This window comes from Dyadobacter sp. HNCC25DJ186 (assembly GCF_056895235.1).
In genome coordinates, this window is the sequence record NZ_JBXHAS010000002.1 from 110669 (window position 1) to 124393 (window position 13725).

Annotated in this window: 10 protein-coding genes; all 10 read right to left on the minus strand. The window is 38.7% G+C overall.

The window, feature by feature from the left end; all coding sequences use genetic code 11:
- Positions 1–51 precede the first annotated feature (51 nt).
- The 10 genes from AC1XUO_RS05410 to AC1XUO_RS05455 all read right to left on the minus strand — a co-directional run bounded on the left by AC1XUO_RS05410 (position 52) and on the right by AC1XUO_RS05455 (position 13692).
- Positions 52–1635 carry a hypothetical protein gene (locus AC1XUO_RS05410; RefSeq protein WP_483328747.1) on the minus strand — a complete coding sequence of 528 codons (1584 nt, stop codon included), beginning with the start codon at positions 1633–1635 and terminating at the stop codon, positions 52–54.
- A complete protein-coding gene (locus tag AC1XUO_RS05415) occupies positions 1628–2671 on the minus strand; it encodes a CgeB family protein (protein ID WP_483328748.1) in 1044 nt (347 codons plus the stop codon). Before AC1XUO_RS05415 ends, AC1XUO_RS05410 begins: the two co-directional genes overlap by 8 nt.
- A gap of 90 nt (positions 2672–2761) precedes the next feature.
- Positions 2762–3697, minus strand: coding sequence for a polysaccharide pyruvyl transferase family protein (locus AC1XUO_RS05420; protein ID WP_483328749.1), 936 nt, complete (start codon positions 3695–3697; stop codon positions 2762–2764).
- A gap of 31 nt (positions 3698–3728) precedes the next feature.
- Positions 3729–5099, minus strand: coding sequence for a lipopolysaccharide biosynthesis protein (locus AC1XUO_RS05425; protein ID WP_483328750.1), 1371 nt, complete (start codon positions 5097–5099; stop codon positions 3729–3731).
- Positions 5100–5281: 182 nt separating this feature from the next.
- Entirely contained in the window at positions 5282–6424 is a 1143-nt protein-coding gene (gene gmd, locus AC1XUO_RS05430) for a GDP-mannose 4,6-dehydratase (protein ID WP_483328751.1), read from the minus strand.
- A gap of 95 nt (positions 6425–6519) precedes the next feature.
- The gene (locus AC1XUO_RS05435) at positions 6520–7638 is read right to left on the minus strand and encodes an acyltransferase family protein (protein WP_483328752.1); all 1119 of its coding nucleotides are present in this window, start codon (positions 7636–7638) and stop codon (positions 6520–6522) included.
- Between the two features lie 130 nt (positions 7639–7768).
- The gene (fcl, locus tag AC1XUO_RS05440; protein WP_483328753.1) at positions 7769–8710 is read right to left on the minus strand and encodes a GDP-L-fucose synthase; all 942 of its coding nucleotides are present in this window, start codon (positions 8708–8710) and stop codon (positions 7769–7771) included.
- A 150-nt stretch (positions 8711–8860) separates the two neighbouring features.
- Positions 8861–9862, minus strand: a complete 1002-nt coding sequence (locus AC1XUO_RS05445) for a mannose-1-phosphate guanylyltransferase (protein WP_483328754.1) — start codon at positions 9860–9862, stop codon at positions 8861–8863.
- Positions 9863–9990: 128 nt separating this feature from the next.
- Positions 9991–11316 carry a UDP-glucose dehydrogenase family protein gene (locus AC1XUO_RS05450; protein ID WP_483328755.1) on the minus strand — a complete coding sequence of 442 codons (1326 nt, stop codon included), beginning with the start codon at positions 11314–11316 and terminating at the stop codon, positions 9991–9993.
- Positions 11317–11373: 57 nt separating this feature from the next.
- Positions 11374–13692 carry a GumC family protein gene (locus AC1XUO_RS05455; RefSeq protein WP_483328756.1) on the minus strand — a complete coding sequence of 773 codons (2319 nt, stop codon included), beginning with the start codon at positions 13690–13692 and terminating at the stop codon, positions 11374–11376.
- Positions 13693–13725: the final 33 nt, after the last annotated feature.

Here is a 13725-nt window from a genome sequence, read left to right on the forward strand (position 1 = left end):
ATATGAAATCTGATAAATAACCTATCTATTGAAAAAACAATTAAATCATTTTCACAAATGCACTTGTCTTTTTTTCTTAAATGGTAAAAAGCGTATAATGTAAACGATTATCCAGAAGGTAATACATTGTTGCCAAAATTCGCGTAGTATAAAAGCCACGGGTACAATGCAGCCTATTGAATTACGGAACATACCAAGAAAATCGAAAACACTTATTAGTCCCAAGGTGGAATACAATAGGCCGTTTTTAGTATTTAAAACGAGGCAGTCAAGTAGTTTAAACGATAAAAACAATAGGATAAAAATTATCGGAAAACAGGCATAGCCGAAAGTGGCTAGACCATCAGCGATAAGGCTTGTGACACGAAAGCCTCCTAGGGCATTAAATCCCCCTCCTGTCAGATACAGCATATCGCCTGGGGAATATAACAATTGATTTTTATCCAATTTTATCCCTAAGAAAGATAGTATGGGAAGAGGATAGATTGACAAAACTTTGTCAAAAAAGCTGTCTTGCATTTTCTGATTGGAAAAGCCTATCTTCTGGGCGTAATATATAGTTTGATCTGAAACTCTCATGTTCCCATACCTATTCAGCATGAAGTTATTCAAATAAGTTTCATCCCATCCATTGATATAACTAGTAATTCCTGACTGCTTTTCTAACGAGGTATTACGAAGTTGCTGCATTAATTCTTCGTTTTGAAGGGTTTCTAGGGTCTTTTCAAATAGCTCAGCTCTACTGATATCCTTTCTTATACTACGATTAGCAAGCATGGCCACAGAAATATCAGAAAGAAAATTCAATCCAAATACGACTACGAGGCCGATTATCACAATTTTTCTTGGAGACAACACTTTGAATATACTAATATTGTCCTTAAGTAAATATAGAAAGAAGAGTAGAACAATTGTGAAGATTGGATATATCATTGACTGCCGGCTATTTGTAGCAAAACTTGCTATAAATATTAATGCTGTATATAGCCATATTAATACATTCCGCCTTTTGTTGTAAGAAATACCTGACAAGGTTGGAAACAGCATTACAATTGGTGCATATTGTAAATAAACTAACCCTGCTAGGAATTTGTTATTTACATCGCCAAATTCAACGGCATCAGCCACCGCAAGCTGTTGTATCCTTACTACCAAGCCTATAAACCCTAACATCCATAAAGTAGTAGAGTCGGTTTCAAAAAATTTAAGTTTGTACAGCGTGCGTTGAACCAAATTGTTTCCATTGGATTTTGTATAAATGGCAAAATAGAATGCTAGGGAAGAAACGATAAACATGATCGTTTCCCAGAAAAACGTTTCAAACGGTAATTCAAATCCATATGTAATAGGTTTAGCTTCTAGCAATGTAGCAGGAAGAGGTAAGTAACGTGCTAAGAACATTGATAAAAATGTCAGAAATGAGAATGGATGTTCTATGATAGTTTTCTTTTTTAAAAAAAAAGTACTGAAAATGAACCATACCACTAGCTCCATTACACAACCTGCAAAGTTTGCCCAAGAGGGAAAAAACACCATTTCCCCCGCTATTGAAAGGTATAAAATTATACCCAGCCACTTTTTTAGCAGCAAAATAATATCCTGTCTCTTAGTTTGTAATCTTAGGCTTTCAGTCATTATTAATCACGGATTTTATCATCCGATTTATTGATTCTTCATTGGAATATCCCGAAGTTTCACATCTCAATGTTCCAGCTTCGGCAATTAATTTTCTTTCTTTATCATGGGAAAGATAATAGTTACATTTTTTTAATAGTTCTTCATTTGTTGAGAAATATTCTGCTTCCAAACCCTCTTCGAATAGTGCTAGGTGCTCAGAGGTTCTTTCTGCTAACATAAACCCGCCGCAAGCTGGAATTTCCATAGATCTTGAAGTCTGCTGGTCAAAATTCATCTTTCTAAGAAAACATAAGGATATTTTAAACGCCTGCAGTGCCTTAGAATAGTCTTCAGAAAATATCCCTGGCAGAATTTCAAGATTTTCAATATTCTTATATTCATTCCATTTACCATCACCGAATACCTTGACCTTTATTCCATTGGCAACTAGAAATAAGATACTTTCACAACGCTCTTTCTCCCAGGCACCAATAAATCCAACATCACCGCCTAACCTACTTATTTCGTCATCAGTTAGATTACGTGGATGATGAAAAGACTTCTCGTAATGCTTGTTCGTATAATTCACTCGTAATGCGCCAAGTTTTTTCATATCCTCAAGAATGTATGATTTTGTAGTGAAATGAACATCGTACAATGGAATACATTCTAAAAAACTCTGGCTTTGGTTGTGCCTAAGAGCCATGTTATCAGGCGAATAGCTTATAATGGTAGAGGACGGTGAAACCTTTTTTATGTGAATCAAAGTTTCTGGATTTATTGTAAGCCCTTTATCTATCCAGATGATATTATACGGTTCATTGGCAGAATTACTTACCAGTTCTTTGATTTCAACATTGGCATTAGAATTGTCAGGTAGTCTAATCGGAACTCCATATTGGAAAAGACGGTGAGCAATTCGATACCATATAGTAAAAACTTTTTTTCTCGTGTTTACAGTGTCGACTTTATCTGCCAGTTTTTTTAAAGCCCAATGACGGTGTAGACACGTGTTTGATAAACCGGACATATTCCCTATTGACAATATTTTCATTGAAAATGCATTGGAGATATGGTACAAGATATTTTTATAGAACGTTATGCTTGTTTAGGAGATAATAATTAGAATAACTCCATTTTAATATCATCCTACGTTTAAGTGTTCAACCTCTGGTTTTAATAAGGATTTCATGTCTTTTAGGTACTCTAGTGTCAGCATTCTGCTTTCTGCCAATGCATTTGGATAAATTGCAGCATGTGAAATATCCGACGCGAGATCTCCTGAAAATGGCATTGGGGGATACTTGTAATAGTCGTATTTTTCAGAACGAGGCGCAAAAAGAACGCATTTTTTTTGCATTAAAGTACTCCAGTAGGCTGCGTGATAACTGTTGGTAAGAATAATTTCCGAACTACCAATGAATTCAACAAATTCTTCAATAGTAGCACTATTGGTTATTAAATCGTAAGTTTTAACCTCAGATGGAAGATGATGTAAAACATCTTTGTGAGCAATAACACCTATTTTTCTTTTTGCTGGATATGTTTCACTCAGGCTAGGCATTACACAGGTAGCACAAGGAACATATCGAAAGTTCTCATAATTAAAATCTCGTACAGCAACTAAATCAAATTCATCCCACTTTATTCCATTTCTTGATTTACTTCCATTTTTGGCATTGAAACCAGCGGACCAGATGATTGCTTTTTTTGCAATTCTTGCGGCCTTATTTATATTGTAATTCCACTCAGCAGAGGCATTTAATAAGCCCCCACCCCCGATAATGACTATATCTTCGCCATCAATTAAGGAGAATTTTACATGGTTGATGTCATGAACTATACATCTGTATTCTTTAAATTCATCAATAAAATACTGATAAAATCCGCATGCTTTGTCACCTGTATTGTTTGTAACATATCTATGCAAAAAGTGTATTGTAAGCGTAGTATTTACAGGATTATCTATTAACACCTTATGAGGGTATTTCTTGCGAAATCTCCACAATTCAATTTTAGTAAATAGCTCAAAATTATTTACTAGATATCTGTAAGCGTGTTTTACTATGTTTTTGGTCATAAAATTGAGTAGAGTTATAATTTTGTTTATCCTAGTTAGCAATATGAATTACTCGCATAGCCTTAAGAAAAAGGAATTTTGTTTGCATCCATAATTCGTTAAACATTGTGTGAAAACGAATGTTTAAAAACTTGTTGTTCTCTCTTAAAGTATAAATAAACAAAGCCATTTCAGTAAATAGTAATACCGAAGGTATTAATTCCATACGCGGAGAAACTTTTAGGAATATGAAACATAATACAACGCCTGCTACCTGCGAAATCAGGAAGGCTATTGTAAAACGTGCATGAGTATTGGTAGCCAATGGAATTACGCTCGACATACCCCAAAGACAAGAAACTAACAGCACGAATAACATTCCTGTAAAAAATGACCCATTAAAAATTATAGCACCCTTAGTCCATTCCTGATAGATAAATTCTCCGACAAATAATAGTACTATAATGCACATCAAGGTGGAAATAAATGTTATTAATAGTGAGCGATAATAAATGTCTATCACTGTTTTGTTATCTTTTCTGCCATAAGCTGCGCAAATTTCTGGATTAACAGAAGTGGATAACATATTCATAAGTTGTCGTAAAAAGTTGACCAAAGTTCGGGTTGTGGTAAACGCTACTAGTACCTTAGGCCCTAGCATCGTACTCACGACGAAGACTAGTCCCTGGCTTGATACCGCTTGCCCAAGAGGAAACATCATGAACGCAAGCGAAGGTTTCATTAACGATTTGAAGACTCCTTTGTCAAAGTTATTTAGTGAAAGCTTGATATTAAATATCCTGGAAGAGTAAAAGTGCTTGAATAGAATTCCTGCTATGGCGGGAGTGATGTATATTGCAAGCAGGAGTATAAGATCCATTTTGAAGAAAATTCCGCAAAACAGAATAATCAGGACTGCTAATCTGACGACATTATCAATTACAATAGCCACATGCGTGCGAGAGGTTGCTCGAAAAACACCATGATAAACACGCCCGTACATTGTCAGGAAAATTTCACTCAATAGCAATATAAAGGCTACCGAAGTTTCCGTCTCGGTGAAAACCTTGACACCGAGTAGTTCTTTGAAGCCCCAAGTAAACGAAATGAAAATAGAAAACATTAAAAAAGCAGCAAAGACAGACAGCACAAATAAAAACGCGTTTGTCTGTAATTTTATACAAGTCAAATAATCCTCTTGTTGGTATTTAATAACAAATTCATTGTTAGATGCTCTATTCAATCCCATATCTGTCATCCCAAAAAAGGATGAAAAGGCTGTAATAATTATCCAGTCCGCATATTTGTCCACACCCCAATGTGTGATAAACAATGGGACCATAGCGATCTGATTCAGGAAGTTAACACCCAGACCAAAAGAGCTCGCCGCGAAATTTTTTGCTATTGTCTTATATACGGACATCTTTTTGCAATTTTTGTTTTTTTTCTGAATTACAACTTTATCAAGCAAAGTTGTAATTCCGGTGCTCTACCAGGGTTAATAAAGTAGCTATTTATTGATTAGTATAAACAATAAATTAATAGCCGAATCAATTAATCAATAGAATATCAGTTCTGTCAAAAAAGAAGTAGTATGACCATTTGCTATTCAAAATAATTCAAGACTCCAAATCCTTCTTTTAACAATAATTGATCTTTCTGGAACAAACGTAAATCAGAGGTCGCCATATCTTCAATCAGCATATCCAGTGTATGTTTTGGTTTCCATCCTAGTTTTTCATCACATTTGGCAGGATTTCCAATCAGCAGATCCACTTCGGTTGGGCGGTAGTATCTTGGGTCGATTTTCAAAACTGGTGTTCCAATTTTTAAATGATCACCCCCAACAATACCAAGCTCCGTTAGGCGTGTTGCATCAACCGCCGAGATCGTTCCCACTTCATTTTCTGCTTCACCTGTGAAGGTTAATTCAACACCAAGGAAAGCGAAGGTTTTACGGATAAATTCACGAACACGTGTGGTCACGCCTGTGGCAATAACAAAATCCTCAGAAACTTCCTGTTGCAGAATCAGGTACATCGCTTCTACATAATCTTTCGCATGTCCCCAGTCACGTTGAGAATCGATGTTTCCCATGTACAAACAATCTTGCAGACCCAGAACAATCTTGGCCGCAGCACGGGTAATCTTGCGTGTTACAAAAGTTTCTCCGCGAAGGGGTGATTCATGATTGAAAAGAATTCCATTTGAAGCAAACATGCCATAAGCTTCACGGTAGTTCACGGTGATCCAATATGCGTACATTTTAGCGACTGCATACGGCGAACGAGGGTAGAAGGGCGTTGTCTCTGACTGAGGCACAGCCTGTACCAATCCGTATAATTCTGAGGTTGATGCCTGGTATATTTTTGTTTTTTTTGTCAGTCCCAAAAGACGTACCGCCTCCAATATACGCAGCGTTCCGATACCATCAGCGTTGGCGGTATATTCTGGCATTTCAAAACTTACCTGCACGTGGCTCATTGCAGCCAGATTATATATTTCGTCGGGTTGAACTTCCTGGATGATACGGGTCAGGTTCATCGAGTCAGTCAGGTCACCGTAGTGTAAAATGAATTTAGCATTATCGACATGAGGATCCTGATACAAATGATCGATTCGATCGGTGTTAAATAAGGAACTTCTGCGTTTAAGACCGTGAACAGTATATCCTTTACTTAGAAGAAGTTCGCTGAGATAGGCGCCGTCTTGTCCTGTTACGCCGGTGATAAGTGCTACTTTTGACATATTATTTAGTTTTAGAATCAAATAATGAGATTTGAACTATTTTATATAGTGATATTATTGTTGTAAAATATCTTGATATTATATCGACGAAAATCTTAAAGGATAGGATTTGATTCGTTATAATTTGCTGTTACTTTTACTTTATTGAACTTAGCCTTCTTATGAAATAATTCAATCAGAGGGTTTTCAATATAAATATGAACCAGGATTCCAACTAAACAACATAAAATAGTTATTATAATTAGGACGATAGCTGAATTTACATTTGGTTGGAATCGAGACCATGGACCTAAAATGCTTGATATTATTGCAGAGTGTGTTAAATATATCGAATAGGACGCATCACCTAAAATTAATCCCAGTTTATCCAAATATGATAAAGGTGATTCTGTATAAATAGACAAACTAAACGCTATGATACCAAACGAAATAATTCCACTAACCAGAACTTGAAGAAAATTCACATTCGTCTCACCTATTTCGACCGAACCTGCAAAATAAAATAGTATACTTGTTGCTAAAATGCAAAAAAACATTCCATGGTTAGTCGCAAATTTGAATTTCAAGATATTACGTCTATATAGAAAACTAATTAGGCAGCCTATACCGAACAGGATATTTAATTTGCTAAATATAAAATTAAAAAGTTGCTTAAAATCAGATTCGATAAAGAGTTCGTCAATTTTAAAACCAAACCAAATTATTGGAGAAATAAACCAAATAATGATATATATCCATTTAGATCGAAGTTGAATTATACTGATGCCAAAAATGATATAAAATAAGAATTCATGTCTTAACGTCCAGATCTGATTAGGTTGTAAATTTCCTATTGGAAAAAGTACAAGAGATCTTAAATAGGGGAGAAAAGGAAATGTTCCCCTGCCCAAAAATCTTAATGCTGCATAAGCAAGTACACAGGCCCACATAAATGGAATTATTCTAGTAAAGCGTCTTGAAAAGAAGTCTCGGGTAGAAATCTTAGGCTTAAAGTCAAATGAATTTAGGGATACATGAGCTATTATAAAACCACTGATAACAAAAAACAACTCAACACCTACGGCTCCCGGAGAAAAAAAACCATCAAGCAAATTTCTGTCAAAATACTTCTCAAATCTAGCCATTCCAGTTATATGAAAGAGTACAACCAACACAACAGCAATCCCGCGGAGATATTGAATTCCAAGAAGCTTTTTATTATTACCAGTTTTCATCCTGAAAATTTGATTTAACGTCCTAAATTATTGACTTAAGTATGATTGTTTTTTGTTTCATGTAGTTTTCTAGAGCTGTCCGGCAGTTTTCCCCAGCATTGCTAAAAGGACTGCTATGATATTCTGCCAACTAAACAGTATAAATTTCTTGATTTTTTAGGAAGTCCTGGTAGGCCAGGGCTACTCCTTCCGGTAACTCAATGGTATGTTTCCATCCTAAACCGTGCAGTTTGGATACGTCCATCAGTTTTCTTGGTGTTCCGTCCGGTTTGCTCGTATCCCAATGGATTTCTCCTTCAAAACCCGTTGTTTTGGCAACCAGCTCTGTAAGTTCTTTAATAGACAAATCTTCACCAGTTCCGATATTGACCAGCTCGCGGCCGTTGTAAGTTTCCATCAAAAACAAACAGGCTTCGGCCAGATCATCGGCAAAAAGGAATTCACGCATCGGCGAGCCGGTTCCCCAGGCCTGCACAAAAGGTTTGTTTTCTTCTTTGGCTTCATGAAACTTACGGATCAATGCGGGCAGAACATGCGAGTTGTTCAGGTCGTAATTATCTCCGTAACCATACAAATTAGTCGGCATCACGCTGATAAAATTACTTCCGTACTGGTCGTGGTATGCTTCACAAAGTTTGATCCCGGCAATTTTTGCGATCGCATAAGGCTCATTGGTTTCTTCTAAAAGACCTGTCAATAAATAATCTTCTCGCAAAGGTTGCGGGGCCATCTTCGGGTAGATACAGGAAGAACCCAGGAACATCAGCTTTTTCACACCGTTCAGATGGGCTGAATGGACCACGTTAGCTTCCATCATCAGATTGTCATACAAAAACTCACCGCGGTAAGTATTGTTTGCCAGAATCCCGCCCACTTTGGCAGCTGCCAGAAAAACATAATCCGGCTTTTCCTCCGCAAAAAAATCAGCCACCGCCTGTTGGTTCCGAAGATCCAATTCCGAAGAAGTGCGGGTCACCACATTTTCAAACCCCTTTTTCGCCAGCCCCCTGGCAATCGCCGACCCCACCATCCCACGATGCCCGGCAATGTATATTTTTGAATTTTTTTCCATGAATATTAGCTGTTAGTTATCAGGCGTTAGCGTTTAGTACTGCCACAGACCTTCATAACGTGAACTTATTTTTAGTTAGATCTTCCATCCTCAGGATTAATCGCACCAGCGACCCAACATTAACCATTAACCATTAACAATTAATCATTACTAGCGTACCAACTCCGGAATCTCCCGTTCCAATCTCTCATAGATTTTTTTTACGTCCTGTGAGTTGCTCTTATCCAAAACCAGGATCGCATCCGCGGTTTCGACCAGCATCAGATTACTCACACCCAGGAACTCTACATGTTTGGTTGAACCAACCACGCAGTTGTTTTGCTTGAAGCGATGAACTTCGCCCTGCTGTTCCCAATGTTCCCAGATCGATTCGAAAGAACCCAGATCAGACCAGCCGAAAGTTGCCTGAACGACTTTAATTCTTGAGGATCTTTCCATCACTGCATAATCCACACTGACTGAAGGGATTTGCATCGTTTCCGATTCAGGAAGGAAAGAACCATTACGCGCCTCCCAGGTTTTCAGGGAAGTGTCATAAATTTCTGGTTCGAAGTTTTTTAATTCTTCCAGGTATATACCCGCCTGGAAACAAAACATACCACTGTTCCAAAGGAAATTTCCGGTCTCAATAAAAAGCTCAGCCGTCGATAGATCAGGTTTTTCCCGGAAAGAGATTACCTCGTTGCCGTTGTATTCTATATAACCATAACCCGTTTCGGGTTTGGATGGCGTGATCCCGAAAGTAACCAGATAACCTTCTTCTGCTAGTTTTACCGACTGTCTGATGGCTGAGTTATAAGCTTCTTCATCCGTGATGATATGGTCAGAAGGAGTAACCAGAATAATATCAGCTGGCCTACAGTTGAATGCTGCAAAAGCAATCGCTGCTGCTGTATTTCTGGGCGCTGCTTCAATAATCTCAATGTAATTCTCGACATCCGCCCGGATCAGATCGGCCTGGGAAAGTAGATAATTGTCCTTATTTCCAACCACCACTGCGTTATCAACCAGGTCTTTATTTCTCTCCGCTGTCAGCTGAAACAGAGACTTGTTGCCAAACATGGGAATGTACTGCTTGGGCATGGATTTTCTGGAAACCGGCCAAAGTCGGCTTCCAACGCCACCTGAAAGAATTACATGTATGAGTGCCATATTTCTATATCCGTTGAGTATTTAACTTGTTTTATTCCACGTGTTTCACGCAAAGCAGGGAAGGTAAGGGTAAAGACCGCAAAGCTTTTCTTCTTTGCGTAAAAACTTTGCGCCTTTGCGTGAATCCCTTATTGCAAAAGCACCCCTGCATTGACCACTTCTCTTCCGATACTGTGGTATAGAAATCCCTGATCCTGCATGGTATTGAGTTCGTATAAATTACGACCGTCGAAGATTACTTTCTCTTTCATTAGTTTGGCCATTTTTTTAAAATCCGGGGTACGGAATTGCGGCCATTCTGTGAATATCATTAACGCATCTGCATCATCCAGCGCGGCATAAGCCGTATGGCAATAGGTTAGGTCCGGCATCAGGCGTTTCACATTGTCCATCGCTTCCGGATCGTATACCGTCACATTAGCACCTGCTGCTAGAAGTGCCTTTATATTTTCCAGGGCCGGTGCTTCACGTATATCGTCTGTATAAGGTTTGAAAGCCAATCCCCACACTGCAATGGTTTTTCCGTTTAAATCACCGTCGAAATGTTCCGTAATCAAAGGGAGCAGGCGTTTTTTCTGATCGTCATTAACGGCCATAACGGATTTGAGTGTACGGAAGTCATATCCATAATCATCAGAAGTTTTCGCTAAAGCCTGTACATCTTTTGGGAAACAACTGCCTCCATAACCAATACCGGCAAAAAGAAAACGTTTTCCGATGCGGCTGTCTGTACCGATTCCACGGCGGATATCATCCACATTGGCACCCACTTTTTCGCAAAGGTTGGCGATTTCATTCATGAACGTGATTTTCAGTGCAAGGAAAGAGTTGGCAGCATATTTAGTCATTTCTGCTGAGCGCTCGTCCATAAAGATCACCGGGTTTCCCTGACGCACCAGCGGAGCGTAAAGTTTCTCCATCACCTTTTTTGCTTTATCAGAAGTTGTTCCCACGACAACGCGGTCGGGTTTCATAAAATCTTCCACGGCTACACCTTCACGAAGAAACTCCGGATTGGACACGACATCAAAATCTACTTTAGCGTTTTTTGCAATGGCATCTCTCACCTTTTCGGCAGTACCCACAGGAACAGTACTCTTGTCAATGATGACCGCGTAACTTTCCAGAATCGGTCCAAGATCGTTGGCAACACCTAAAATGTATTTGAGATCCGCAGAGCCGTCTTCACCGGGAGGGGTAGGCAGGGCAAGGAAGATTACTTCGGCATCTTTAATTCCTTCAACAAGATCGGTTGTGAAGACAAGCCGTCCTTCGGCGATATTCCGGTCAAACAATACATCAAGACCCGGTTCGTAGATTGGGATTTCTCCGTTTTGCATCCGGGTAACTTTATTCTGGTCGATATCAACACATGTAACCTGATTTCCTGTTTCTGCAAAACAAGTTCCTGTAACAAGACCAACATAACCGGTACCAACAACTGCGATTTTCATAAGATTTAATTTAACGTTGAGTAAATCAGACTGTTTTTAGATTGAGCCAAGGAATGTCTAGGCCTTTCCAACCAATTTTTTCATTCGGTATCCTATTCCCTGAACCTTGTTTTCCTTGTCATCTCCATAGTATCCGTAACCATAACCACCGTATCCGTAACCATATCCGTAACCAGCACCATAATTTACTCCGTTGAAGATTACTGAAAGATTCGAGAAACGTTTGGCACGTTGTAATTCACCGATTCTTTTTAAATGATCAACCAAAGTATAATTATATCTGACTAGATAAAGTGTGGCGTCTACATATTCCGCGATAAGGGAAGAATCTGTCACTAGGCCGTAAGGAGGAGAATCAATCAGTATATAATCATATTCCTCTCTTAATTCCTTTATTAATAAAGGAAGTCGGCCATTGCTTAAAAGTTCTGATGGGTTGGGAGGGATTGGCCCACTGGTCAATACATTAAATTTAGGATGAACAATTGTGGACTGTATAAAGTCAGACGGTTTTCCCTGCCCAATGAGGCAATTTGAAGCACCATACTGATTGGGGACTTGTAGTCGTTCGTGAAGAGTTGGCTTTCTTAAATCAAGTCCAATAAGTAAAACACGCTTATCTGAATAGGCTAAGCTCGCAGCTAAATTAATACTAACGAAACTCTTTCCTTCACCACCAATCGAAGAGGTAAACATCAGAACACGACAATTGCCATCTCCTAGATACTGGAGATTAGTTCTGAGTGCTCTAAATTGTTCGGCTACTGCACTTCTACTCGTCATTTTAATAATGGCGTCCTCTCCTGGAATTCCCTTTGCAGTCTTCATGTGACCAATCTCCCCAAGAACTGAAACACGGGCAGATCTTTCTATTTCTTCTCTGCTTTGGACAGAATTATTTAGCATCAATAGAATATTGATTATCAAAATTGGGATTATCCAACCAAGCGCAAACGCTCCAAGCCAAATTGTTGAACGTTTGGGTTTTATAGGTAGCGCAGAGGAGACAGGCGCATCAATTAAACGGCTATCGGTAACGGTTGACGCATACATTAATGCCGTCTCTTCTCTCTTTTGAAGTAGATACAAATATAAATTTTCCTTGATGCTCTGCTGACGTTTGATACCCACAAACTCACGCTCTTTTTGCGGAATACTACGTAAACCTGCGGAGAAGCGAGTATTGATACCCTGTAAATTTTGTCTGGTTACATCCATACCACGGCGTAAATTCTGTACATTCTCCCTGATTGCCTGACGTGTCCCATCCAACTGTGTGTTTATAGTCTGAAGCAACGGGTTATTAGTGGTCGTGGTTCGTGCATATTTTTCACGTTGTAATTCGAGTTCATTGAACTTGGTGAGCAGGGAAACCAATACAGGGTCGTTGATCATATATGTTGCAGGTGCAACACCTCCATCACCGGCAGTCTTAATGTAGTTATCGACACTTTCGAGGATACTGATTTGGGTGTTGACCTCATTCAGCTTGGCATCATTTTCTTTAATATTTTCAAGGAAAAGTTGAGACTCTGCGCTGATGTCCGTGATGCCTTTGGTAGTTTTATAAGATTCTACATCTTTTTCTACATCACCCAACTCCCCAGTAATTAATCCAAGACGGGTTTCTATGAACTTAAGAGTATTACTTGCTTCACTGTTTTTATCACTAAGAGATGACTGAACGTATACATCGAGCAATTTATTTAAAACATCTTTGCCTCTCTGCACGGAAGCATCCTCATAACTTAGTTCAATGACAGTACTTTTAATGTTGGGCTGTGAAACTGCCAGTCTATTTAACATTCCTTCTGCAAGGCTTTTGACATCTTTAAAAATCACTTTGATATCAGTAAAATCGCTATTTTTTCCTTTACTTACTACAAAGGCACCCCAGGCATTGTTGAAACGAAGGCCAAAGGTGTGAAGCTTTTCTTCATCATTGAATCTAAAATGAGTACTATCTACAAGATGAATTTCAAGTGGTTCCAATAAGCCGGCAGCTGTAATGATCTCTGGCTTAACGACGACCGGGCTCACATTATAGAGATTAATAGTTCTCAAGCCATCCTTTGTAGTGTATGCTACATCAAGACTAAGATCTTTAACAACCTGCTCCATTAAAGTTTGCGACTTTAGGATTTCAAGTTCATTTTCTACCAATTTGTTGCCTCCAAATTGATTACTTAGTTGTGAGAGCATATCTCCTTGTGACCCGCCAAGGCCTTTTTCCTCATCTTTAATCAGGATCGTAGTCCTGGAACTGTAAACGGGCGGTGTGATTTGCAGGTAAAAAAAAGCCGCCGTAAGCGCAATCGCTATGAAAACAGGGAATAGATACCAATATCTGAGATATTTTCGTATGTACGTCTGCAAATGAAAATCCTGTGCATCCTCCTCTAAAAAATC